Origin of the sequence: Serratia rhizosphaerae (genome assembly GCF_009817885.1) — a bacterium.
GTDB classification, from domain to species: domain Bacteria; phylum Pseudomonadota; class Gammaproteobacteria; order Enterobacterales; family Enterobacteriaceae; genus Serratia_B; species Serratia_B rhizosphaerae.
The window spans coordinates 901294-925426 of sequence record NZ_CP041764.1 but is presented as its reverse complement, the minus strand read 5'-3'; the positions used below and the strand labels follow the sequence as shown (position 1 = coordinate 925426).

The following is a 24133-nucleotide window of genomic DNA, read 5'->3' as shown; positions in this document are numbered from 1 at the left end:
CGGCGGAAGAGGAACGGAGAGAGTCAGGCGAGACTGACGGCCTGTTGCGGAACTTGAGCCAGCTGCTGCAGGACGCGCTCCGCCAGGCGTTCAAAATATTGCGACGCCGGGAAAATTGCCTGTTCATCGGGGGTAAAGCGCGGATGATGCAGGCCGAATTCGCTGGCTGAGCCGATGCTGACAAACACGCCGGGCACATGATGCAGATAAATGGCAAAATCCTCGCCGCCCATCTGCAGTTCAGCTTCTTCGACCTGATAGCCGCACTCCTTCGCCACCGTTTGGCTGAAGGCCGCCCAGCGGGGGTGATTAATCAGCGCCGGCGGCCCGGGGTGCCAGCACAGTTCGGCCTGAGCGCCCAGAGAGGCGGCTACGCCGTCAATCACCCGGCGAATTTTATCCGGTACCTGACGGCGTACGTCACCGTTGTGGGTGCGCACCGTGCCTTCCAGCTCCACCGTCTGCGGCAGCACATTCCAGGTATTCCCGCCTTCGATGCGCGTAACGCTGACCACCACCGCTTCCAGCGAGCTGAAACTGCGGCTCGGCAGGGTTTGCAGGGCGTTTACGATATGGCTGGCGGTAACGATGGTATCAATGCCCTGTTCCGGTTTGGCGGCGTGCGCGCCTTTGCCGGTGATACGGATCTGAAAGCGATCGACATTGGCATAGAAGGGACCGGCGCGGGTGGCGAAGGTGCCGGTTGGCAATTCCGGCGCGTTGTGCAGGCCGAACACGGCCGCGACGCCGTCCAGCGCACCGGCGTCAATCAGCTGCTGCGCGCCGTCGCAGGTTTCTTCCGCCGGCTGGAAAAAGATACGTACCCGGCCCGGGAGTGACGATTCACGCGCTTTGAGCAGGTGGGCGGCGCCGAGCATTACCGCGGTGTGGAAATCGTGTCCGCAGGCGTGCATTACCCCATGATGGCGCGAGGCGAAAGGCACGTTGGCGAGTTCCGCAATCGGCAGGGCGTCAATATCGCCGCGCAGGGCGATCAGCGGCCCGTCGCCGCTGCCGATTTCGGCCACGACGCCGGTAGTCAGCGCCAGCGGCAGGATGCGGATACCGGCTTGCTGCAGCCAGCGGGTAATGCGTTCAGTGGTAGCGAATTCCTGATTGGACAGTTCGGGATGCTGATGCAGTTCACGGCGGTAGGCGACGATTTGGTCGGCCAGTTGACAGGGCATAGGCTTCTCTCGTTTAGCTGCGGTTATGCTTAACCCTAGTCCAGCGACGGCGGAAGCAAAAAGATTATCTGGTTATATTTCATAGCTATTCGGTTTTCCTGTGTCTGCCGTGCGGCAAAATGCGCGGCTCATCGCCATTCGGCGGAGCTCTGAGCGGATAATCCTGGAAATTGCGGATTTTATGGGTGGAACGGACACTTTACGCCGCCAGATGCCGGCTATTGCACTTTTTATCCGCGTTATGTGATCTGAGCAGTGGACAAAAAGCCGGGCAGTTGCTGTACTGTATCTGACACACGATTTGTGTCTTACATTCACGTTAAAGGTAAGTTTGATGTCTAAGATTAAAGGTAGCGTTAAGTGGTTTAATGAATCTAAAGGTTTCGGCTTCATTACTCCGGAAGATGGTAGCAAGGACGTTTTCGTTCACTTTTCTGCCATCGTTAGCAATGGTTTCAAAACGCTCGCTGAAGGCCAGCAGGTAGAATTTGAAATCACCAATGGCGCTAAAGGCCCATCTGCAGCTAACGTTACCGCGCTTTAAGCGACACTAGCCGCTTTGCTGAAAACCCGCTCCTGATGAGCGGGTTTTTTATTGCTGCCGATCAGCGTGGGGCCTTGGGCACCAGCAGGGTAAACAGCATGATGGCGATGAAATAGCAGCCGAAAATCGTCAGTGCCATCGATACGCTGGAGGTGCCGCCCAACCCGGTGAGCGGAACGCTGCAGGCGCCGAGTGCGAACATACATACGCCAATCAGGGCGGAAGCGCTGCCGGCTTTATCACCCTGGCTTTGCATCGCCAGCGAGGAAGCCGTCGGGCCGACGCTGCCGACAGCAGCAATGGCGAAGAACAGCGGCGCCAGCAACAGCGGTAGCGGCGCATGCAGCCAGCCGGCTAGCAGCAGCAGCAGCGAAGCGACCGCCGCCAGCGTCAGCCCGCACTTTAGAACCCGCAGTTCACCGAAGCGTCGGCTCAGACGCGCTGCCGTCTGGGCGGAAATCACCAGCCCGATGCCGTTCATCGCAAAACACAGGCTGAACATCTGCGGGCTGAGGCCGTAGATCTGCTGCAGAACAAAAGGCGAAGCGCCGATATAAGCAAACATCCCGGCCATCACGAATCCCTGCGTCAGGCACAGCCCCATAAACTGCCGTTGGCGCAGCAAGCCCCCCAGCGATCGCAACATCGACAGCACGCCGCCCTGACTGCGCCGCTCCTGCGGCAGAGACTCGCTGAGTTTCAGCAGCGACAGGGTGAAAAGCAGCAGGGCGATCAGCGCCAGCGCATCAAAAATGCCGCGCCAGTCCATAAACTTCAACAGCGCGCCGCCCAGCACCGGCGCGACGATTGGCGCCAGACCGTTCACCAGCATCAGCAGCGCGAAAAAGCGCGTTAACTCATGGCCTGAATACATATCACGGGCGATGGCGCGGGAGATTACGGCGCCGCCGGAACCGGCCAGCCCTTGCAGTAGACGGGCGATCAACAGTTGGTCGATACTGGTGGCCAAGGCGCACCACAGCGAGGCTGCCAGTAAAATTAGCAGCGACAGCAGTAAGGGACGGATACGTCCCAGCTTGTCACTGTAAGGGCCGAAGATCAGCTGGCCGAGGCCAAGCCCCAGCAGGCCGGCGGTCAGGCTCAGCTGCGCCGTGGCGGTTGAGGTGTTGAGCTCGGCGGTCATTTCCGGCAGCGCCGGCAGGTAAAGGTCGATGCACAATGGCCCCAGTGCGGCCAGAAGGCCAAGTACGGCGGCATAGACTAATCGTTGGCGGGCGTGTTGTTTACTCATTAGGTGTAGCGGACTCACGGAACAGATGGGAGATAGCCTGCTGGTATAAACCTTCCAGCAGTTTGGGGTCGGCTTTTTGCGTGGTAAGCAGGCGGTAACCGGTGCCTTCGCTGAGCACGGCGATAAATTCGACGCGCGCGGCGATTTCTTCGTCGCTGAACGACGGATAGAGCTGTTGCAGATTGCGGCAGACGTGACGGAACAGGCGCGCTTCGGCATCGCTCAGCATGGCGGCCACCGCCGGGTTGCGCGTGGCTTCGGCGGTCACTTCCAGCATCAGCAGGTGGTCGTCTTCGTTTTGTCCCGGTAATTGATACAGAGTCCGCGTGGCGAGCGTACCGGCAATCAGGTTGATGTGGTCGCTGAGATCCTCAAGACGCCGCATTTTATCGTTAATAATGCGGTCAACAATTTCGGCGATAATGGCGTCTTTATTGACGAAGTAGCGGTAAATCTGCCCGACGCTCAAGGCTGAACGCTGGGCGATCTCCGCCATGCTGGCGGCATGAAAGCCATATTGACGAAAGCAGACTTTCGCGGCTGCGACGATTTGGTTGCGGCGCAGTTCGGCTTTCGCCTGCCTGCTTTCTGCTGGGGATGACATGTCCCAATCCTATCACTGACAAGGGAAGAAACGCAGTTTGAGTGCGAACGTTCATTCTCAATTGTAGCGCAGGCGGAATTATTTGTGAAAGTTTTTACGCGGGCCGACGGCGGCCCGTTTAGCTGAACAGATAAAGGTGGATAAATGCGGCGACCGTGGCGACGCACAGCGCGGCGGCGGCAAATTCAGCGGCGGTTTTCGGCATATTCCACATAGCGATCCTCATCCGGTTTTTATAACACTGGATGAGGATTATCCGTATGCAAGATTAAGAAAACATTAAGCGCGGGTTACTGCCCGGTGATCCAGGCGACCAGCAGGTACGCCAACAGGGTCATCAGCAGCGAGCCGGCCAGGTTCAGCATGGCGTTGGTCAGCGCCCACAAAAAACGCCCGTCCTGCAGCAGGGATACCACTTCCAGCGAGAAGGTGGAAAAGGTGGTCAGGCCGCCGCAGAAACCGGTCGTCAGCAGCAGGCGCCAGGTGGGATCGATAGCGCTGGCGCGGGCCATCAGCGCCATCGCCAGGCCGATAATAAAGCCACCCAGCAGGTTGACGGTCAGGGTGCCCAGCGGAATTGCAGCGTGCAGCGGATTGAGCCGCAGACTGATGCTCCAGCGCAGTACGCTGCCTAAGCCGCCGCCGATAAATACGGCCAGTAAAGAATTCAACATGGTCAGAAAGCCCTTTCAAACAGAAGAGTAGGATGCTCAGAAGGGTACGGGCGCAATGCTACGCACCTCGCTCTGAGGTTACGTAGACATCATCAGCCGGTCAGGCGGTTTATCCCTTATCGGGGCTGGAGGAATGTCATCTCCGTGGTCGATAAACTGTAACTATCGATGGTGTCGATGTTACACGTTGCGCAGACGGTTTTGTAGCCCCGGCGGCAAATTACGCCGACGATCGGCGATCTTACTCTGTTACAGCTTGCCGTTGTTTTATTTGTCAGAAAGCGGATAACTAAGCGCAGGCAAGGTTTATCTCTTTCGCTGCGTCCTGCGGCATATATGTATTAAAGAAGGTGAATATGGAAGGAATCAGTATTACCAAACTGTTGGTGATTGCGGTGTTGATCGTCTTATTGTTCGGTACCAGCAAACTGCGTACGCTGGGCGCTGACTTGGGCGCGGCGCTGAAGGGCTTTAAAAAAGCGGTGGGTGACGATACCCCGCCGGTGCAGAATACGGCGGACAGTAGCGCCGCAGGCCAGCAGAATGTCGAGAAGAAAGACGTCTGAGACCGCATAAAAAAACGGATGCCGCAGGGCATCCGTTTTTTGCGCTGTCAGTCAGCTAAAGCGTAACAAAACGTTACCCTGCAGCGGCGTTATTTGACTTCCATACCTTTCGCCTGCAGATCGGCGTGATAAGAAGAGCGGACAAACGGACCGCACGCCGCATGGGTAAAGCCCATCGCCAGCGCTTCTTCTTTCATCTCTTCAAACTCCGCCGGGCTGACGTAGCGCTGTACCGGCAGGTGGTGGCGGCTTGGCTGCAGGTATTGGCCCAGCGTCAGCATGGTGACGCCGTGACGGCGCAAATCGCGCATCACTTCAATGATTTCTGCGTTGGTTTCTCCCAGCCCGACCATCAGGCCCGACTTGGTCGGAATATCCGGGTGCGCTTCTTTAAAGCGCTCCAGCAGCTTCAGTGACCACTCATAGTTGGCGCCCGGGCGCACCTGGCGGTAAACACGCGGCACGTTTTCCAGATTGTGATTGAAAACGTCCGGCGGCGTCGCCGTCAGGATATCCAGCGCGCGATCCATGCGGCCGCGGAAGTCCGGCACCAGGGTTTCGATTTTGATGTCCGGATTTTTGGCGCGAATGGCGCTGATACAGTCGGCAAAGTGCTGGGCGCCGCCGTCGCGCAGATCGTCGCGGTCAACGGAGGTGATCACCACATAGCGCAGCGCCATATCGGCGATGGTTTGCGCCAGTTTTTCCGGTTCGTTGGCGTCGGGTGCAACAGGACGGCCATGAGCTACGTCGCAGAACGGGCAGCGACGGGTACAGATAGCGCCGAGGATCATAAAGGTGGCGGTACCGTGGTTAAAACATTCAGACAGGTTAGGGCAGGAGGCTTCTTCACAGACCGAATGCAGACCATTCTTACGCATTGCGGCTTTGATGCCCTGAATCCGCGTTGAGTCGGCGGGCAGTTTGATTTTCATCCACTCGGGTTTACGTAACAGCTCCTGCCGTTCGGTGACCACCGTTTTGACCGGGATCAGCGCCATTTTGTCTGCATCGCGGTATTTGACGCCGCGTTCCATCTGAATTGGTTTACTCATAGTCGTGCAGGTTCCAGTTACGAAACTCGACTTTTGTTTTTATCTTTTAAGATCAATAAATTAAAAAGCCGTAGTAAGAAGTAGGTAAAAACTTGGCGATACTATACCACTTTTACCGCGATCCATTCAGCCCCTGTATCGCGCTGGGGCGTGTGCACCATTATACGCGTTCTTACGGCTTTGCCGTAGCTAAGCGGGTGCATCCCGTGCGGTCAGGGAAAGCTACAGATAATCATCTAAAGTCCAACTGCCCGTTTCAACCTGCTGATAGCCGAGCAGGCGAACAAACTCCTGTACCAGAACCGGCGCCACGTCCTCCAGTGACACAGCGGGTGCCAGCGCGCTGACCTGGGTCATCTGCATGCCGGCGTAACCGCAGGGGTTGATGCGCTGGAACGGGCCAAGATCCATTGCCACATTGAGCGCCAGACCGTGGAAGGAGCTGCCTTTGCGGATGCGCAACCCCAGCGAGCAGATTTTCTGGTCGCCGACGTATACGCCGGGCGCGTCAGGGCGCGCGCGTGAATCAATATGAAAGTGGGTGAGGGTCTGGACGACGGTGTCTTCAATCGTGCTGACCAGTTGGCGCACGCCAATTTTATTGCGCTTGAGATCGACCATCACGTACATCACCTGCTGGCCGGGGCCATGATAGGTGACCTGGCCGCCGCGATCGCTTTGAATGACCGGGATATCGCCGGGCATCAGCACGTGTTCCGCTTTGCCGGCCTGGCCTTGGGTGAATACCGGGGAGTGCTGTACCAGCCACAGTTCGTCCGTGGTGTTTTCGCTGCGGCGATCGGTGAAGTTGTGCATGGCCTGAGAGACTGGCTCATAGGGCTGTAGCCCCAGCTGACGGACTATGATCTTATCGTGTTGCACGGGCATCGTCAGGTTACGGAAGTGGTGCGGCCATTATATCGGGCGCTCCGGCCGGCGACCAGCGTTTAGCGCTCCAGAAATGCGCAACCCGGGCGGACTGGCGTCGGACCCGGGTTGGTCAGTCGTAGTGTATGTGGTGATTACAGCACCATACGGACAATTTCAATGTTGCCCAGCTCTTCATACAGCTTCTCCACCTGGTCGATATGGGTGGCGTTGATGGTAATGGAGACGGAGTGGTAGTTACCTTTGCTGCTCGGTTTAATCTGCGGATTATAATCACCGGGCGCGTGGCGCTGCACCACTTCAACTACCTGGTCAACCAGCTCAGGCTGTGCCAGCCCCATCACCTTGTAAGTAAATGAGCAAGGGAATTCGAGCAGTTCGTTCAGTTTCGTTTTTTGCATGTGCGGGCGCTCCAGCGTGACATCTTTTCTAAATTATAACTCCCGCCGGAGCGGGAGTTAGTGTTATTTACCATATGGGGGCGTTTTTGCCGGTTTCAAGCGTTAGCCGAACCAGTGATGGAACATCAGCTTGATGTAGTCCACCAGACGACCGAAGATGCCGCCTTCTTTCACTTCATTCAGCACCACCAGCGGACGCTGGTCGATGGTTTTACCGTCCAACTGGAAGTTGATGCTGCCGACGACCTGATTTTTGGTCAGCGGCGCGTGGATTTCCGGCGTGTTGAGCACGTAGCTGGCTTTCAGATCTTTCATCCGGCCGCGCGGAATGGTCAGGTAAACGTCTTTGTCGACGCCCAGCTCAACGCGGTCGGCGTCGCCGAACCATACCGGCTCAGAGGCGAACTCTTTACCTGCCTTCAGCGGTGCGACAGTTTCAAAGAAGCGGAAGCCCCAGGTCAGCAGCTTTTTACTTTCGGTTTCACGGCCTTTATAGGTGTGACCGCCCAGCACGGCGGAGATCAGACGCATCTGGCCTTCGGTGGCGGAGGCCACCAGGTTGTAGCCTGCGGCGTTGGTGTGGCCGGTTTTGATGCCGTCGACGTTCAGGCTTTTATCCCACAGCAGGCCGTTACGGTTGACCTGGCGGATGTTATTAAAGGTGAACTCTTTTTCTTTATAGATGGCGTACTCGTCCGGCACGTCGCGGATCAGCGCCTGGCCGATCAGCGCCATATCGCGCGCGGAGCTGAACTGCCCGTCGGCATCCAGACCGTGTACGGTCTTGAAGTGGGTGTTTTTCAGGCCCAGTTGCTGGACGTAGTTGTTCATCAGATTGACGAACGAATCCTGGCTGCCCGCCACGTAGTCGGCCATCGCCACGCAGGCGTCGTTACCGGACTGCAGATTGATGCCGCGCGTCAGTTTGGAGACCGGTACGCGATCGCCCGGCTTCAGGAACATCAGTGAAGAGCCTTTGAACACCGGGTTGCCGGTCGCCCAGGCGTCTTGCCCGACGGTGACCAGATCGTCCTGGCCGATCTTACCGGCTTTCAGCGCCTGGCCGATGACGTAGCTGGTCATCATTTTAGTCAGGCTGGCTGGGTCGCGACGCGCATCCGCATTGGATTCCGCCAGAACCTTACCGGAGTTGTAATCAATCAGGATGTAAGATTCCGCGTCAATTTGCGGAACACCCGGGATCATGGTTTTAAGATTAGCGTCTTCGGCCTGCGCGCTGCTGGCGGCGCCCATGGCGATAACGGTGCTGAGCGCGATGCCCTTGATTAAGCGAAAAGAGGTTACATGTTTCATGATCTGGACTACAACATCCGTGAAAGTAAGTTAAAAACGTGCCTCACTATAGCAGATGGGATCTCGGCAGGCATTAGCCAATCCTCTGACCGATCACGGTTTTTACATTCTTAGCTGCAAGAAAATGTTTCCGCTAAAACGGCCGTTCGGTGCGAGCCTGCCGGATGCCACGCTTAAGGTGCGGCGGTGACAAATGACTGTTGTTTTGCTTCCGAGACCAGCCGCTGCTGTAGCGCCAGCGCCTGCTGGCGATCGCTGAACGGGCCGAGCTGCACGCGGTGTACGGCGCCGTTGGCGGATACGCTGCCCGGCACGCCGAACTGTTGGCTGAGTTTCTGTTGCCATGCCTGTGCGCGTGCGGCGTCGCTTAACGCGGCGACCTGAACAACATAGCCAGCGGTTGACGCGGAAGCAGCGGTTGCTGCGCCGGTCGTGGCGGCTGCTGCAGCGGCTACCGGTGCTGACGAGGACGCTGCGACGCTACTGCCGGCCTGGACGCTGTCAGGCGTCGCACCGGTCAGACCACCGTTGCTGCCTGGTTCGGCGCTGGCCTGGCCGTTGGTCAGGCTGCTGTTATCAATGGCGCGAACGTCATTGTTATTGAGCCCCGGCGCGTCTTGTTGCACCGGGGTGCCCATGGCGCCGCTGCTCAGATTCGGCCGTGCGGGCAGGGCATAGCTCTGTTTGGCGACGGTAGTGCCGACGGTGCCTGGCCCGCTCAGCGTACCGTCCGGAGCGACGTTGATAAAATCAACTTTCACCCGCGTATTATTCGACAGATTCAGGCGGTCGGCGGCGGCTTTCGACAGGTCGATAATGCGCCCTTTCACGTAAGGGCCGCGATCGTTGACGCGCACCACCAGCTGACGGCCGTTGGCCAGGTTGGTGACGCGCACGTAGCTTGGGAGCGGCAGCGTCGGGTGCGCCGCGCTCAGGGCATAGGGATCGAACGTTTCGCCGATGGCGGTGCGGTTGCCGCTGGACTCTTCGCCGTACCAGCTTGCCAGCCCGGTCTGTGAGAAATTCTGCGGGTTTTTAACGATGCGGTAGCTGTCGCCGTTCACTTTATAATCCTGCAGCGTGCCCGGGTTATAAGGTTCATAATGAGGCTCCACGCCGCTGATCTCGACCACCGGGCCGTTATAGGGCGCGGCGGGCGGCGCCTGTTGCTCATCAGTGGTGGCACAGGCGGAAAGTAATACCGCTGCTGCGCCGATCCAAAGCCATTCCTTACGCATTACTCACCTCTTATAAACTCTTAGACAGCATTTTACGGTGCGTGTGAATCGACATGATGATGCCGAACCCAGCCATAAGTACGATCAGCGCCGATCCGCCGTAACTGACCAGAGGCAAAGGTACGCCAACTACCGGTAAAATTCCACTCACCATGCCAATGTTAACAAATACATAAACGAACAAAATCAGCATCAGACCGCCGACCATCACCCGGCCGAAGGTGGTCTGGGCTTTGGCGGCGATCATCAGGCCGCGGATAATCACCAGCAGGTACAGCGCCAGCAGCACCAGCACGCCGACCAGCCCCAGTTCCTCGGCCAGCACCGCGAAGATAAAGTCGGTATGGCGCTCCGGCAGGAACTCAAGCTGCGACTGGGTGCCGTGCAGCCAGCCTTTGCCGGACAGGCCGCCGGAGCCGATAGCGATTTTCGACTGAATAATGTGGTAGCCCGCCCCCAGCGGATCGCTTTCCGGATCGAGCAACATCATCACGCGGTCGCGCTGATAGCCGTGCATCAGGAAGAACCATAAAATTGGAATAAACGCCGCCAGCAGCAGCGCGGCGATGGCGATCAGCTTCCAGCTCATGCCGGAGAGGAACAGTACAAACAGGCCGGATGCGGCGATCAGAATTGAGGTGCCCAGATCGGGTTGTGCGGCGACCAGTAGGGTCGGCAGGAAGATCAGCACCAGCGCAATGCCGGTATTTTTCAGCGACGGCGGGCAGACGTCGCGGTTCATAAAGCGCGCCACCATCAGCGGCACGGCGATCTTGGCAATTTCCGACGGCTGAAAACGCACAAAGCCCAGATCAAGCCAGCGCTGTGCGCCTTTACTGATCTGGCCGAAGGCGTCGACCAGTATCAGCAGGATGACGCAGAAGATATACAGATAGGGCGCCCAGCTTTCATAGACGCGCGGCGGGATTTGTGCCATCACGGCCATCACGATCAGCCCCATCACGATTTGGCCGATCTTGCGCTCCATCATGCCGAGATCCTGGCCGCTGGCGCTCCACATCACGAAGGCGCTGTACACCAGCAGGGCGAGAATCAGCAGCAGAAACGTCGGGTCTATATGGATCTTGGTCCAGATCGAGCCCTTTTTTTGGCTTTCGGTCATGGTCTGTTAGTCACCTTCTGAGCCGGGCGCCGCCGGCGGCGTGTCCGGTAATTGCGTATTGTTGTCACCCAGCAGGATATGATCGAGGATCTGGCGGGTTATGGTGCCGACCGCCGGGCCGGCGCCGCCGTTTTCCAGGATGATCGCCACCGACACCGTCGGGTTGTCATAAGGGGCGAACGCGGTCATCAGCTTATGGTCGCGCAGATGTTCCGCAAGTTTGTGGGCGTTATAGGTTTCGTAACCGAATACCTGTGCGGTACCCGATTTCGCCGCGGCTTTATAGGGGGTGCCGGCAAAAAACTTGCGCGCCGTGCCGTTGGCGCGATTGGCGACCCCGTACATACCGTCTTTGGCAATTTCCCAGAAGCCGGAGTGGATATCTCCGATTGGTGCCTGAGCTTCCTGACGGAAAGGCACCAGTGAACCATTTATTTTTTTACTGTGCAGCAGGTGCGGCGTTTTTATTACTCCGTCGTTGATCAGGATATTCAGCGCCTTTGACATCTGCAGCGGCGTTGCGGTCCAGTACCCCTGACCAATGCCTACCGGGATGGTGTCGCCCTGATACCATGGTTTTTTATAGCGTTTGAGTTTCCATTCGCGGGTCGGCATCAGGCCGGAGCGCTCTTCGGACAGATCGACGCCAGTATATTGGCCGTAGCCGAATTTTGTCAGCCAGCTGGACAGGCGGTCAATGCCCATATCATAAGCCACCTGATAGAAATAGGTATCGGCGGACTCTTCCAGCGCCTTGGTGACGTTCAGACGGCCGTGCCCCCACTTTTTCCAGTCGCGGTAGCGTTTTTCCGAACCGGGAAGCTGCCACCAGCCGGGATCGAACACAATGGTGTTTTTGGTGACGACGCCGGCGCTCAGTGCCGATACGGCGATATAGGGTTTTACCGTCGAAGCCGGCGGATAGACGCCCTGCGTGGCGCGGTTGATCAGCGGCCGGTTCGGGTCATTCAGTAAACCCTGATACTCTTTATTGGAAATGCCGTCGACAAACATGTTCGGGTCGTAGCTTGGGTTGGACACCATCGCCAGAATTGCGCCGGTACGCGGGTCGCTGACCACCACGGCGGCGCGGCTGCCGACCAGCAGTTGTTCGATATAGCGCTGCAGGTTGAGATCCAGCGTCAGGTAAATATCCTGGCCGGCGGAAGGCTGCTGTTCATGCAACTGGCGGATCACCCGGCCGCGGTTATTGACCTCGACCTCTTCATAGCCGGTTTTACCGTGCAGCGTATCTTCATAATAGCGTTCGATGCCCAGCTTGCCGATATCGTGGGTGGCGGCATAGTTGGCCAGCTTTTCTTCTTTGTTCAGGCGCGCGACGTCGCGGTCGTTGATTTTCGATACATAACCGATAACGTGGGTCAGGGCCGAACCGTAAGGGTAGTAACGGCGCTGGTAGCCTTTGACTTCAACGCCGGGGAAACGGAACTGGTTGACGGCAAAGCGTGCGACCTGCACTTCGGTCAGCGCGGTTTTCACCGGGATAGAGACGAAGCGGCGCGAGCGCTTACGCTCTTTTCTAAAGTTGGCGATATCGTCATCGGTCAGATCGACCACCGGGCGCAGCGCCTGCAGCGTGGCCTCCAGGTTATCGACTTTTTCCGGCATCAGCTCAAGCTGATAGATGGTGCGGTTGAGCGCCAGCGGCGTACCGTTGCGATCGTAAATAATGCCGCGGCTGGGCGGGATGGGCACCAGTTTGATGCGGTTTTCGTTAGAGCGGGTGCGGTAATCCTCAAAGCGGACAATTTGTAAATTATACATATTGGCAATCAGGATGCAGCTCAGCACCAGAATGACCAAAAACGCCACTAGGGCGCGGCGTACAAACAGGGCTGATTCAGCCGAATAGTCGCGAAAAGGGTTACGTTCTATTTTCATCCCGCTGCTTTATTTCACTCTGTCACGATCACCACCGGTTTACTCCCGGTGGTAAGGATGATTGGTGGTAATGCTCCAGGCGCGGTACAGGCTTTCCGCCACCAGAACGCGCACTAACGGATGCGGCAGCGTCAGCGGTGAGAGCGACCAGCTCTGCTCCGCCGCGGCTTTGCATGCCGGGGCCAGCCCTTCAGGCCCGCCGATCAGCAGGCTGACGTTGCGGCCGTCCTGTTTCCAGCGTTCCAGCTGCTGCGCCAGCTGCGGCGTATCCCACGGCTTACCGGGGATATCCAGCGTAACAATTCTATTACCTTTGCCGACGGCCGCCAGCATTTGTTCGCCTTCCTTGTCCAGGATGCGTTTGATATCGGCATTTTTGCCGCGTTTGCCCGCCGGGACTTCGGTCAGTTCAAACGGCATATCTTTCGGAAAGCGGTGCAGATAATCCATAAAGCCGGTCTGCACCCAGTCCGGCATTTTGGTGCCAACTGCAACCAGTTGCAATTTCACCGCTTAGCTCCAGAGTTTTTCCAGTTCATACAGCCGGCGGCTTTCTTCCTGCATGACGTGCACGATAACTTCGCCCAGATCGACAACGATCCAGTCGGAGGCCTCCTGGCCTTTCATGCCGTGCAGATCCATACCTGCGGCGCGGGACTCTTGCACTACGTGGTCGGCGATCGACATCACGTGACGCGTGGATGTGCCGGTGCAGATGATCATACAGTCGGTGATGCTGGATTTACCCTGAACGTTCAGAGCGATAATATCCTGGCCTTTAAGATCGTCGATCTTGTCGATAACGAAGTCTTGGAGCGCTTTACCTTGCAAAGGTTCCCCCTGGGATGGTGAGCTTGAAAAATAGCGGCGCAGTATATCATGCGCCTATCGTTAACGATATAAACCCTGTAATTCGATATAACCCTGCACCGAACGCGGCAGTAAGTCATCGCAACTGACGCCCTGATGGCGACGTTCGCGAATTTCGGTGGCAGAAATTTCCAGCAGCGGCGTATCCGCCAGATACAGCGAACCGTGCGGCCGGCTGCGGAGCGCCGTCGGGGCGCTGACGCGGTGGGTATCCAGCCAGCGCTGTAACGCCGGCGTCTCCATACGGTCGTTATAACCCGGGCGGGCCAGCACCAGCAGATGGCACAGGCTGAGCAGGTCTTGCCAGCGTTGCCACTTATGCAGGCTCAGCAGCGAATCCTGGCCGATAATAAACGCCAGCGGCTGAGTCGGGCCGCGTTGCTGACGAATCGCCTCCAGCGTTTCGACGGTATACGACGGCGTGGTGCGGTGCAACTCGCGGTCGTCAACGGCAAACAGCGGGTTGCCGGCGATCGCCAGCTCAACCATTTTCAGCCGCTGCCGGGCATTGGCTTCCGGCTGCGGGCGGTGCGGCGGAACGTGGTTCGGCAGCAGAGTGACCTGATTCAGGCCCACTTCCCGGGCCAGCGCCTCGACCGGACGCAGGTGGCCGTAATGGATGGGATCGAACGTACCGCCGAACAGCGCGTGCAGCCCGTCGGCTGCGGGTGTGTTAGTAGACATCGGAAAAACTCGTAGCCAGCGGTTTACCGCAGATCAACATCGACAGGGATTCCAGTTCCGGCCAGACCGACTGGCCGTAATCCTGCTTGAGGGTGACCTCTATGTGCGCCAACAGCCGTACCGCCTGCTGCAGCTGCGCGGCCGACAGGCGCTGCAGCGCCTGGGTCACCAGGTTACGGCGGTTTTGCCACACCTTATGCTGGTCGAACAGCGTACGCAGCGGCGTTGTCGCCATCTGGCGCTGCAGGGTGAGTAATTGCATCAGTTCGCGCTGCAGCGTGCGCAGCAGGATCACCGGTTCGACATCTTCCTGACGCAGCTGCTGCAGAATATGCCAGGCGCGCTTGCTTTTGCCGGCCAGCAGGGCATCGAGCCAGTGATACGGAGAAAAGTGCGCGGCGTCATTGACCGCCTGTTCGACGCGCGGCAGCGTCAGTTTACCGTCCGGATGCAGCAAGGCCAGACGCTCCAGCGCCTGCGCCAGCGCCAGCAGGTTACCTTCGTAGCAGTAGCACAGCAGCTGATTGGCCGGCTCGTCCAGCTCCAGCTGCATCGCTTTGGCGCGCTTGGCGACCCAGCGCGGCAGCTGCGTCTGTTCCGGCGTCTGGCAGGTGACGTAGGCGCCGTTTGTGCCCAGCGCCTTGAACCAGGCGCTGTTTTCCTGCGCTTTGGTCAGCCGCGGGCCGCGCAGCATCAGAATGATATCCTCATGCAGCAACGCCGCCAGTTTGACCAGCTGTTCGCCGATCGGGGCGGTCGGGCCGTTTTCCGGCAGGATCAGCAACAACGTTTGCCGGCTGGCGAACAGGCTCATCGACTGACAGATACTGAAGATGGCGTCCCAGTCGGTATGGGCGTCAAGGGAGATGCTGTAATGTTCACTGAACTGCTGCGCCGTTGCCGCCTGACGGATCAGGTCCTGGCTTTCCTGCAGCAGCAGCGGCTCATTGCCGCACAGTAGATAACAAGCGCGCAGCCCCTCTCGGAGCTGCGCAGCAAGTTGTTCAGGATAGAGACGGGTCATTGCGCTGGGCGGCTTTCCGCGTTTTTATCGGCCGCCGCGGCCTGCTGCTGGGCTTCTTCTTCCGCAGCATGCACCGTCAGCAGCTTACGCACCAGCTGTTGCGCCGCCTGCTCGCGCATTTCCTGCAGGATGATCTCCTGCTCGGAGTCTTTCGCCAGCGCGGTCAGCGGGTTATCGAAGAACGAGCGGAAAACTTTGGCATTGAGCGGATAAATATCGTGACCCGGAATCAACACCTGCGCATCCACCGTCATCACCATCTGATACTCGGCAGTCTTACCGTCCTGGAAGATAGACACGGTATCCTGCCCCTGTGAGGAGTTGACGATGCGCAGCGACGGCACATCTTTACGCGTCGCGTCTTTCACAATGGTCACGCCGTTGGCGCGCAGCTGTGCGCGCACCGCGCGGGTCAGCGGACCGTATGGGTCATAGCTGTCCAGCATCAGCGTTTTCATCTCTGATGGTACCTGCGTGGTGCCACGCAGGTGATAACCGCAGCCGGCGGTGATCAGCACCACCAGCCCCAGCAACAACGTTGTAATACGAAGTCGCACAACCCCTCCTTGTGTTAACCCACAACCAGGTTAAGCAATTTGCCAGGAACGTAGATCACTTTACGAATTGTGACTCCGTCCAGATATTTAGCCACCAGATGCTCTTCGGCGGCGCGTTCACGCACTTGTTCTTCGCTGGCATCGGCCGGCACGGTAATTTTAGCGCGTACTTTGCCGTTAACCTGCACCACCACCAGTTTGGAATCTTCCACCATTGCGGCGTCATCAGCAACCGGCCATGGCGCGACGTCGATATCGCCTGCGCCGCCCAGCGCCTGCCACAGGCTGAAGCAGACGTGCGGGGTGAACGGATACAGCATACGCACCACCGCCAGCAGGGCTTCCTGCAGCAGCGCGCGATCCTGTTCGCTGTCCTGCGGCGCACGGCCCAGCTTGTTCATCAGCTCCATCACGGCGGCGATCGCGGTGTTGAAGGTCTGACGACGGCCGATATCGTCGGTGACTTTGGCAATGGTTTTGTGGACGTCGCGACGCAGCGCTTTCTGCGCGTCGTTCAGGGATGCCACGTCGAGCGGCTGTACCGCGCCTTTTTCCACGTGGTCATAGGCCAGTTTCCACACGCGCTTCAGGAAGCGGTTTGCGCCTTCCACGCCGGATTCCTGCCATTCCAGCGTCATTTCCGCCGGTGACGCGAACATCATAAACAGACGCACGGTATCGGCGCCGTATTTTTCCACCATTTCCTGCGGGTCGATGCCGTTGTTCTTCGACTTCGACATTTTGCTCATGCCAGCATAGACCAGTTCACGGCCTTGCGGATCGGTCGCTTTGGTAATACGGCCTTTTTCATCGCGCTCGATGGTGGCGTCTACCGGAGAAACCCAGTTGCGCTCGCCATTGTTGCCGGTGTAGTAGAAGGCATCCGCCAGCACCATGCCCTGGCACAGCAGGCGTTTCGCCGGCTCGTCAGAATCCACCAGACCCGCGTCACGCATCAGCTTGTGGAAGAAGCGGAAGTACATCAGGTGCATGATGGCGTGTTCGATGCCGCCGATATATTGATCGACCGGCAGCCAGTAGTTGGCCGCGGCCGGATCCAGCATGCCCTGATCGTACTGCGGGCAGGTATAGCGCGCGTAATACCAGGAAGATTCCATAAAGGTATCGAAGGTGTCGGTTTCACGCAGCGCCGGCTGGCCGTTGACGGTGGTTTTCGCCCACTCGGCGTCGGCTTTGATCGGGCTGGTGATGCCGTCCATCACGACGTCTTCCGGCAGCAGCACCGGCAGTTGATCTTCCGGCGTCGGCATCACGGTGCCGTCTTCCAGCGTCACCATCGGGATTGGCGCGCCCCAGTAACGCTGACGGGATACGCCCCAGTCGCGCAGGCGGTAGTTGACTTTGCGCTGGCCGACGCCTTTTTCCACCAGCTTATCGGCGATGGCGTTAAAGCCGGCGTCGTGATCCAGGCCGTCAAATTCGCCGGAGTTGAACAGCGCGCCTTTTTCCGTCATGGCTTCGCTGCTGATGTCCGGCTGGCTGCCGTCAAGGTTCAGGATCACCGCTTTGATCGGCAGGCTGTACTTGGTGGCGAACTCCCAGTCGCGCTGGTCGTGCGCCGGTACCGCCATCACTGCGCCGGTGCCGTATTCCATCAGCACGAAGTTGGCGACCCAGATCGGCAGTTTTTCGCCGCTCAGCGGATGGATGGCATACAGGCCGGTGGCCATGCCTTTTTTCTCCATGGTCGCCATATCGGCTTCCGCCACTTTGGTGTTGCGGCATTCTTCGATGAATTCGCCCAGCGCCGGATTATTCAGCGCACCCTGCTGCGCCAGCGGGTGGCCGGCGGCGACTGCGACGTAGGTGGCGCCCATAAAGGTGTCCGGGCGGGTGGTGTAGACGGTGACGTTTTCGTCGCTGCCGTCGACGTCGAAGGTGATTTCCACCCCTTCGGAGCGGCCAATCCAGTTACGCTGCATGGTCTTGACCTGCTCAGGCCAGTCTTCGAGCTGGTCCAGGTCATTCAGCAGTTGGTCGGCGTAATCGGTGATTTTGATAAACCACTGTGGGATCTCTTTGCGCTCGACTTTGGTATCGCAGCGCCAGCAGCAGCCGTCGATCACCTGCTCGTTGGCCAGCACCGTCATATCGTTCGGGCACCAGTTCACCGCCGAGGTTTTCTTGTAAACCAGGCCTTTTTCATACAGCTTGGTGAAGAACCACTGCTCCCAACGGTAGTAGTCAGGCTTGCAGGTGGCGATTTCGCGATCCCAGTCGTAGCCGAAGCCCAGCAGTTTCAGCTGGTTCTTCATATATTCGATGTTGTCGTAGGTCCACGGCGCCGGCGCGGTGTTGTTTTTTACCGCGGCGCCTTCCGCCGGCAGGCCGAAGGCGTCCCAGCCGATAGGCTGCAGCACGTTTTTACCCAGCATGCGCTGGTAACGGGAGATCACGTCGCCGATGGTGTAGTTACGCACATGGCCCATGTGTAGGCGACCGGAAGGGTAAGGCAGCATGGAGAGGCAGTAGTATTTCTCCTTGCCGGCGTCTTCGGTCACTTTAAACGTCTGTTTTTCTTGCCAGTGGCTCTGTACGTTCGATTCTATCTCTTCGGGGCGGTATTGCTCTTGCATGGCGGCTGGTGGTCCTGTTAAGAAAGCAGCTACGTCCGTAGCATTTTGTTTAGTATTTAGATCCGCATAGCATAGCTGATAAGACCTGTTGGCAACAACTCCAAGCGCCGCCGTTGGCGCGTATTTCGCAAAAAGAAAGCGACATCCGGACACCGGTCGCGAAAATCCCGCCATTAGCCAAGAGACATCAGCCGTTTACGGCTAAAATAAGAAAAGATGGCTTAAGGGGAAATCCTGTCACTGGGTTCATTGAGGAGAAGCTATGAACAAGGTTGCTCAGTATTACCGCGAACTGTTGGCGTCGCTGACCGAACGCTTGAAAAATGGCGAACGAGACATTGACCAACTGGTCGCCAGCGCCGAAAAACGGCTGAATGAAGCCGGAGAGCTGACGCGCGATGAGGTGGCGCAGCTGAAGCAGGCGGTGCGGCGCGACCTGGAAGAGTTTGCCCGCAGCTATCAGGAAAGCCGCGAGGAGTTCACCGACAGCGTGTTTATGCGGGTGATCAAAGAGAGCCTGTGGCAGGAGCTGGCGGACATCACCGATAAAACCCAGCTGGAGTGGCGCGAAGTGTTTAAGGACGTCAGCCATCACGGCGTGTACCACAGCGGCGAGGTGGTCGGGCTGGGTAATCTGGTGTGTGAGCAGTGCCACCACCATCTGGCGTTTTACACGCCGGAAGTGCTGCCGCGCTGTCCGAAGTGCGGGCATGACCAGTTTCAGCGTCGGCCGTTTGAGCCTTGATAGCGTCAGCGGCCCGCAGGTTGAAGGGCCGCTCTGGCAACACCTCTAATAAAGCGGCGTGGCTTGTAGCTTGCCGTTGAGACGCCATAGCGAAAAATCTGCGTCGTATATTCGGGCAGAAGGTTGAATGCCCCGTTTCTTTTTCTCCGGTGATTCCAGAATAACCATAAAGTTATAGGCTTTTCCCGCTGCAAATGCGTAACCGAAATCAGTAACGCATCGTTCTGCTGACGCGCTCACCGCCAGCCCGTATTTTTCTAACGTATTGTTATCGCTGCCGACTTCATTAATACGTATCGTTACGATCTGTTCATCCGCTTCGGGCTGAACAATCACGCACACCTTGTTTGCCCGGTAGCGATCGGCGCTTTATAGTGCTTTGGCCTGGGATCGTTGAGGTGCATGCAGCCGGTGAGTAACGATATCGCGGTGATTAAAGTCCTTTGTATTATCTGCATGGATTTAATTGATAGAGCTTATAACCAGCTCGTCATTCTTACCCGTTAAGGTGAAGCTGACGTCGTATAAACGCGCTGTTGGCACGATGCCTTTGCTCTTTTTATCTTGCGAACGCAGGGTAATGGAAACATTGTAAGTATGGCCAGCTCTAAACGGATAGTTGTATGTCGGTATGCATTTGTCAGATGAAACTGCCAAGCCGTCACCATCATAAAATTTGTTGAATATGCTTTCCTTATTACCTGCTTCATCAATACTGAGGGAGACCATTTTTTCATCTCCCTTGGGCTGAGTTAATACGCAAATATTATTGGCAACGACCATTGCTGAGGCGTTATAGAGCTTTGCTCGCGGATCTCCAAGGTGGAAGCACCCGCTGAGAAAGAAGGGTAAAATAAAAACAAATAATGAATTTTTCACCGTTATCACCGTTGTTTAAAAAATCAGATAGGGTGTAGTTATACTTATAAACAATGTATTTATCGGTGACCCCACGGAAGTTTATATTATCACCAATTTTTGATAGCCACTCATTATAACCACGATTCTTAAGGTAAAAATAATCAGCGATGATAGAGGCTTGCTGTTCCATAGGGTAGTCCTTGAGTAATCTTTTTCCATCCAGTCGGTAAGTATAATCCGCAATCCAGCTGAAAAGCCCACGGCTTCGTACCCACATACCATGCTGATATTGCCATACGTGTGCGAGTTCGTGGATAAACATGTGTTGTCTGTTTATTGGCGCAGCTGAAAAATCTGGGCGATACAAGGCTTGTCGAAACCAAAGTTCACCATTTGGCGCCATCGCCGTATGGCTGGCCTGCAGGCCAAAGGGGAGGTAGCTGTCACAGTGAACCCTCACGGTATTATAACTAATTGAGTTGCCAAATATTGAACGGGCCAATATTATCTCGCCGAGTGTCAATGGTCGACTAATGCCTTCCTGTATATATGTTGCTTGCTCCACTCTTGGGACTCCCTGTCCATAATAAAAGCGGATAAAACTATTTTTACGCCATAGCGTCAATAGCGGAACGTGTTAGCTGTTTTTATCACTACGACGGAAATAGCAAGCCGGGCCGCATCTGCGGCCCGGTTAAATAGCGCTATTTATTTCTTCGTTATACGAGAGGAATTAATAACGCGTCAGACAGTCCAGCAATAGATCAATAAAGCCGGCCCGATCGATATTGGTCAGCACCTGCACGTTGGGCGTTTTGCCGGTTTGTTGCAGATCGTCCACCACGGTTTGTCCCAGAGTATATTCGCCTTTGGTTTCCACGCCGACCCAGCGGTCGCGGCTGTCAAACAGCTCTGGCGCCAGCAGCCAGGCGATGGTGCACGGGTCGTGCATCGCGGCGCCCGGCAGCCCGCGCGGGTGGTTGAGGTATATCGGCAGGTAGAAGTCGAGCATCTCGGCTACCGCCTGCGCCACCGGGTTGGCGATGGCGCGGATACGCTCTGCCTCCTGCGGCAGCACAAACGCCTGATGGGTGACGTTGAGGCCCGCCATGGTCAACGGCACGCCGGACTGCAACACCATTTCCGCCGCTTCCGGATCGACGTAGATATTAAATTCGGCCACCGGCGTGGCGTTGCCGCCGTGAAGCGCGCCGCCCATAAAGACGATGCGCTCGATGCGGGGCTTGAGGTCGGGATACTGCGCCAGCAGCAGGGCGATATTGGTCATCGGCCCGGTCACTACCAGCGTGATCGGTTCCGGGCTGGTGCGCAGCAGGCTGGCGATCAGTTCAACCGCGGTGTGCGGCGCCGGTTTGATGCCCGGCGTCGGTAAATGGGTGTTGCCCATACCGGTGCTACCGTGTACGTGCTCTGCGATCACCAGCTCGCGCAGCAGCGGTTTGGCGGCGCCGGCGGCGACCGGGATATCTTCCCGCTGCATCAGCGCCAGCAGGCCGAGGGCGTTATGCAGGGTTTTCTCCGGCGTTTGGTTGCCGGCGGAGGTGGTGATGGCCTTGATGTCCAGTTGCGGCGCGCGCAGCGCCATCGCCAGCGCAATGGCGTCATCAAGTCCGGGGTCGCAATCGATAATAATAGGGCGTGGCATCGTGTTTTCTCTGCTCTTTTGGATTTACTCCGAGCATCGGATCAAACCAGGCGGGATACAAGGACTTTTAATGCGCCCCGGACGGGGCGCATGGGGGAGATCAGTGCAGAATTTTCGCCAGGAAGTCTTTGGCGCGATCGGATTGCGGGTTGTTAAAGAACTCGTCCTTATCACGGTCCTCAACGATTTTACCTTCATCCATAAAGATAACCCGGTTGGCTACTTTACGGGCGAAGCCCATTTCGTGGGTGACCACCATCATGGTCATGCCTTCCTGCGCCAGTTCCACCATTACGTCCAGCACTTCGTTAATCATCTCCGGATCCAGCGCCGACGTCGGTTCGTCAAACAGCATGGCGATTGGGTCCATACACAGCGCGCGGGCAATCGCCACGCGCTGCTGCTGGCCGCCGGAAAGCTGCGCCGGATATTTATCCGCGTGGGCGGTCAGCCCAACGCGTTTGAGCAGCGCCTGGCCTTTTTCACGTGCCGCCGCCTTGTCGCGCTTCAGGACTTTGACCTGCGCCAGGATCAGGTTTTCGATGATCGACAGGTGCGGGAACAGCTCAAAATGTTGAAATACCATGCCGACTTTGGCGCGCAGCTGCGCCAGATTGGTGGATTTCAGGTTCACCTGGGTGTCGTTGACGCGGATTTCTCCCTGCTGGATCGGCTCCAGCCCGTTAACGGTTTTGATCAAGGTCGATTTGCCTGAGCCTGAAGGACCGCAGACCACGACGACCTCGCCTTTTTTCACTTCTGTGGAGCAGTCGGTCAGCACTTGAAAGTGACCGTACCACTTGGAAACATTTTTCAGGGAAATCATCAAACAGTCCTTTTCTTCAAATAGCTTACCAGCGCCGAGGCGGCAATGCTGATGACAAAATAGACAAAGCCGGCGAACAGGATCATTTCCACCTGCGTGCCGTCACGTTCGCCGATGGTCGACGCGGTACGGAAGAAGTCAGCCAGGCTCAGCACGTAAACCAGCGAGGTATCCTGGAACAGTACGATGCCCTGCGTCAGCAGCAGCGGCACCATGGCGCGGAACGCCTGCGGCAGAATCACCAGCTGCATCGACTGCCAATGGCTCATGCCCAGCGCCAGCGCGGCGGAGGACTGGCCACGCGATACGCTTTGGATCCCCGCGCGGATAATCTCCGAGTAGTAGGCGGCCTCGAACAGCGAAAAGGCTACCATCGCCGAAATCAGACGAATATCGGTTTGCGGCGACAGCCCAAGGACCTTTTGTAATAGGCTAGGTACGACCAGATAGAACCACAGCAGCACCATCACCAGCGGTACTGAACGGAACAGGTTGACATAGAGCGTGGCGAACCAGCTTATCGGCTTAAACGGCGATAAGCGCATGACTGCCAGCAGCGTTCCCCAGATGATGCCGAAAATAACCGCCGTTACGGTGATTTTCAGGGTGATCACCATGCCCTGCAGCAGATAGGGGAAGCTTGGCACAATCGATGCCCAGTCAAATTCGTACATTATTTACTCCCCATATTGCCAGGCAACTGCACTTTACGTTCCACTATGCGCATGATCAGCATAATGACGGCGTTGATGCCGATATAGGCCAGCGTAATTGCGGTAAATGATTCATAGGCGTGAGCGGAGTAGTCCAGCAGTTTGCCGGCCTGTGCGGCCATATCCACCAGACCGATAGTTGAAGCGATGGCCGAGTTTTTCACCAGGTTCAGCATTTCCGAGGTCATCGGCGGTACGATCACCCGGTAGGCGTTCGGCAGCAGCACATAGCGGTAGGTTTGCGGCAGCGTCAGTCCCATCGCCAGTCCGGCGGCCTGTTGCCCGCGCGGCAGCGATTGAATCGCGGCGCGCACCTGCTCGCAGACGCGGGCGGCGGTAAACAGCCCCAGGCACAGCATGGAGGAGACAAAAAACTGTACGTTCGGGTCAAGCTCGGTTTTAAACCACATGCCGAGATCGGGCGGCAACAGTTCCGGCACCACCAGATACCAGGTAAAGAACTGCACGATCAGCGGTACGTTGCGAAACAGCTCAACGTAGACGGTGCCGATACCGGACAGGAAACGGTTGGGAACGGTGCGCAGAATACCGAACAGCGAACCGACAAAGAAAGCGATGATCCATGCGCAGACGGAGAGGGCGACCGTCACCTGAAAGCCGGACCAGATCCAGCCCAGGTAGGTGGTATTGCCGAACGGCGCCTGCTGCAGGAAGATCCCCCAGTTCCAATCTATTGACATAAAAAACTCCGATAAGCCGATCTACCCGTCACCATTCGCGTTACCGGGGCGGTAACGTGTGGGGGTATGAAACATTGACGGCTGTCTGACGCCGGGCGCCGCGGCCAGTTAGTCTGGCTCAGTTAGGCAGTCCTGCGTCGG

The 24133-nt window shown here is 57.3% G+C and carries 26 protein-coding genes, 1 pseudogene and 1 riboswitch; of the genes and pseudogenes, 3 read left to right on the top strand and 24 right to left on the bottom strand.

The genetic code is table 11. The annotated features are described in order from the left end of the window. Positions 1–23 precede the first annotated feature (23 nt). Positions 24–1187 carry a M20 peptidase aminoacylase family protein gene (locus FO014_RS04385; protein WP_160027997.1) on the bottom strand — a complete coding sequence of 388 codons (1164 nt, stop codon included), beginning with the start codon at positions 1185–1187 and terminating at the stop codon, positions 24–26. 334 nt (positions 1188–1521) lie between these two features. Here FO014_RS04385 and cspE point away from each other — a divergent pair, with 334 nt between their 5' ends. Next, positions 1522–1731: a transcription antiterminator/RNA stability regulator CspE gene (gene cspE / locus FO014_RS04380; RefSeq protein ID WP_105230093.1), complete on the top strand. Its 210-nt coding sequence runs from the start codon at positions 1522–1524 to the stop codon at positions 1729–1731. Positions 1732–1792: 61 nt separating this feature from the next. Here cspE and FO014_RS04375 read toward each other — a convergent pair whose 3' ends face one another. The 3 genes from FO014_RS04375 to crcB all read right to left on the bottom strand — a co-directional run bounded on the left by FO014_RS04375 (position 1793) and on the right by crcB (position 4261). Further along, positions 1793–2983 (bottom strand): Bcr/CflA family efflux MFS transporter, encoded by a 1191-nt coding sequence (locus FO014_RS04375; RefSeq protein ID WP_160027995.1) that lies wholly within the window; start codon positions 2981–2983, stop codon positions 1793–1795. Further along, complete coding sequence (locus FO014_RS04370) at positions 2976–3587, bottom strand: TetR/AcrR family transcriptional regulator (protein WP_160027993.1); 612 nt, start codon at positions 3585–3587, stop codon at positions 2976–2978. Before FO014_RS04370 ends, FO014_RS04375 begins: the two co-directional genes overlap by 8 nt. 290 nt (positions 3588–3877) lie before the next feature. Then, positions 3878–4261: a fluoride efflux transporter CrcB gene (gene crcB / locus FO014_RS04365; RefSeq protein ID WP_160027991.1), complete on the bottom strand. Its 384-nt coding sequence runs from the start codon at positions 4259–4261 to the stop codon at positions 3878–3880. Between the two features lie 76 nt (positions 4262–4337). Next, positions 4338–4414, bottom strand: a riboswitch (Fluoride riboswitch). 203 nt (positions 4415–4617) lie between these two features. Here crcB and tatA point away from each other — a divergent pair. Next, entirely contained in the window at positions 4618–4827 is a 210-nt protein-coding gene (gene tatA, locus FO014_RS04360) for a Sec-independent protein translocase subunit TatA (protein ID WP_111737602.1), read from the top strand. An 89-nt stretch (positions 4828–4916) separates the two neighbouring features. Here the strand turns inward: tatA and lipA are convergent, their stop codons facing one another. The 13 genes from lipA to leuS form a co-directional block, all read right to left on the bottom strand. Next, positions 4917–5882 carry a lipoyl synthase gene (gene lipA / locus FO014_RS04355; protein WP_160027989.1) on the bottom strand — a complete coding sequence of 322 codons (966 nt, stop codon included), beginning with the start codon at positions 5880–5882 and terminating at the stop codon, positions 4917–4919. A gap of 222 nt (positions 5883–6104) precedes the next feature. Further along, on the bottom strand, positions 6105–6770 hold the full coding sequence (lipB, locus tag FO014_RS04350) for a lipoyl(octanoyl) transferase LipB (protein WP_201282914.1): 666 nt from the start codon (positions 6768–6770) through the stop codon (positions 6105–6107). A gap of 134 nt (positions 6771–6904) precedes the next feature. Beyond that, positions 6905–7171: a DUF493 family protein YbeD gene (gene ybeD / locus FO014_RS04345; protein WP_015671288.1), complete on the bottom strand. Its 267-nt coding sequence runs from the start codon at positions 7169–7171 to the stop codon at positions 6905–6907. A 102-nt stretch (positions 7172–7273) separates the two neighbouring features. Then, complete coding sequence (dacA, locus tag FO014_RS04340; RefSeq protein WP_015671289.1) at positions 7274–8485, bottom strand: D-alanyl-D-alanine carboxypeptidase DacA; 1212 nt, start codon at positions 8483–8485, stop codon at positions 7274–7276. 173 nt (positions 8486–8658) lie between these two features. Beyond that, on the bottom strand, positions 8659–9723 hold the full coding sequence (gene rlpA, locus FO014_RS04335) for an endolytic peptidoglycan transglycosylase RlpA (protein WP_160027985.1): 1065 nt from the start codon (positions 9721–9723) through the stop codon (positions 8659–8661). Positions 9724–9733: 10 nt separating this feature from the next. Further along, entirely contained in the window at positions 9734–10846 is a 1113-nt protein-coding gene (mrdB, locus tag FO014_RS04330; protein ID WP_105230101.1) for a peptidoglycan glycosyltransferase MrdB, read from the bottom strand. 6 nt (positions 10847–10852) lie between these two features. Beyond that, positions 10853–12748, bottom strand: coding sequence for a peptidoglycan DD-transpeptidase MrdA (gene mrdA / locus FO014_RS04325; protein WP_160027983.1), 1896 nt, complete (start codon positions 12746–12748; stop codon positions 10853–10855). A 39-nt stretch (positions 12749–12787) separates the two neighbouring features. Continuing rightward, the gene (gene rlmH, locus FO014_RS04320) at positions 12788–13258 is read right to left on the bottom strand and encodes a 23S rRNA (pseudouridine(1915)-N(3))-methyltransferase RlmH (protein ID WP_160027981.1); all 471 of its coding nucleotides are present in this window, start codon (positions 13256–13258) and stop codon (positions 12788–12790) included. Positions 13259–13261: 3 nt separating this feature from the next. After that, complete coding sequence (rsfS, locus tag FO014_RS04315; protein ID WP_015671294.1) at positions 13262–13579, bottom strand: ribosome silencing factor; 318 nt, start codon at positions 13577–13579, stop codon at positions 13262–13264. 60 nt (positions 13580–13639) lie between these two features. Next, positions 13640–14302 carry a nicotinate-nucleotide adenylyltransferase gene (gene nadD, locus FO014_RS04310; RefSeq protein ID WP_160027979.1) on the bottom strand — a complete coding sequence of 221 codons (663 nt, stop codon included), beginning with the start codon at positions 14300–14302 and terminating at the stop codon, positions 13640–13642. Continuing rightward, a complete protein-coding gene (holA, locus tag FO014_RS04305; protein ID WP_160027977.1) occupies positions 14292–15326 on the bottom strand; it encodes a DNA polymerase III subunit delta in 1035 nt (344 codons plus the stop codon). Before holA ends, nadD begins: the two co-directional genes overlap by 11 nt. After that, positions 15323–15883, bottom strand: coding sequence for an LPS assembly lipoprotein LptE (gene lptE, locus FO014_RS04300; RefSeq protein WP_160027975.1), 561 nt, complete (start codon positions 15881–15883; stop codon positions 15323–15325). The genes holA and lptE overlap by 4 nt, the downstream gene beginning before the upstream one ends. Before the next feature lie 14 nt (positions 15884–15897). Next, positions 15898–18480, bottom strand: a complete 2583-nt coding sequence (gene leuS, locus FO014_RS04295) for a leucine--tRNA ligase (RefSeq protein ID WP_160027973.1) — start codon at positions 18478–18480, stop codon at positions 15898–15900. A gap of 262 nt (positions 18481–18742) precedes the next feature. On the opposite strand from leuS, the gene FO014_RS04290 reads away from it, so the two are divergent. After that, on the top strand, positions 18743–19225 hold the full coding sequence (locus FO014_RS04290; RefSeq protein WP_160027971.1) for a zinc ribbon-containing protein: 483 nt from the start codon (positions 18743–18745) through the stop codon (positions 19223–19225). A gap of 45 nt (positions 19226–19270) precedes the next feature. On the opposite strand, the pseudogene FO014_RS04285 reads toward FO014_RS04290, so the two are convergent. From FO014_RS04285 to FO014_RS04255, 7 genes and pseudogenes are all read right to left on the bottom strand, one after another. Next, positions 19271–19683, bottom strand: a pseudogene (locus FO014_RS04285) (putative T6SS immunity periplasmic lipoprotein). Positions 19684–19687: 4 nt separating this feature from the next. After that, a complete protein-coding gene (locus FO014_RS04280) occupies positions 19688–20104 on the bottom strand; it encodes a putative T6SS immunity periplasmic lipoprotein (protein WP_343039568.1) in 417 nt (138 codons plus the stop codon). Continuing rightward, positions 20019–20651 (bottom strand): type IV secretion protein Rhs, encoded by a 633-nt coding sequence (locus tag FO014_RS04275; protein WP_246168078.1) that lies wholly within the window; start codon positions 20649–20651, stop codon positions 20019–20021. Before FO014_RS04275 ends, FO014_RS04280 begins: the two co-directional genes overlap by 86 nt. Positions 20652–20819: 168 nt before the next feature. Next, the gene (gene rihA, locus FO014_RS04270) at positions 20820–21752 is read right to left on the bottom strand and encodes a pyrimidine-specific ribonucleoside hydrolase RihA (RefSeq protein WP_160027967.1); all 933 of its coding nucleotides are present in this window, start codon (positions 21750–21752) and stop codon (positions 20820–20822) included. 100 nt (positions 21753–21852) lie between these two features. Further along, positions 21853–22578 carry an amino acid ABC transporter ATP-binding protein gene (locus tag FO014_RS04265; protein WP_105230114.1) on the bottom strand — a complete coding sequence of 242 codons (726 nt, stop codon included), beginning with the start codon at positions 22576–22578 and terminating at the stop codon, positions 21853–21855. After that, positions 22578–23252 (bottom strand): glutamate/aspartate ABC transporter permease GltK, encoded by a 675-nt coding sequence (gene gltK / locus FO014_RS04260; RefSeq protein ID WP_105230115.1) that lies wholly within the window; start codon positions 23250–23252, stop codon positions 22578–22580. Before gltK ends, FO014_RS04265 begins: the two co-directional genes overlap by 1 nt. Continuing rightward, on the bottom strand, positions 23252–23992 hold the full coding sequence (locus tag FO014_RS04255) for an amino acid ABC transporter permease (RefSeq protein WP_160027965.1): 741 nt from the start codon (positions 23990–23992) through the stop codon (positions 23252–23254). Before FO014_RS04255 ends, gltK begins: the two co-directional genes overlap by 1 nt. Positions 23993–24133 lie beyond the last annotated feature (141 nt).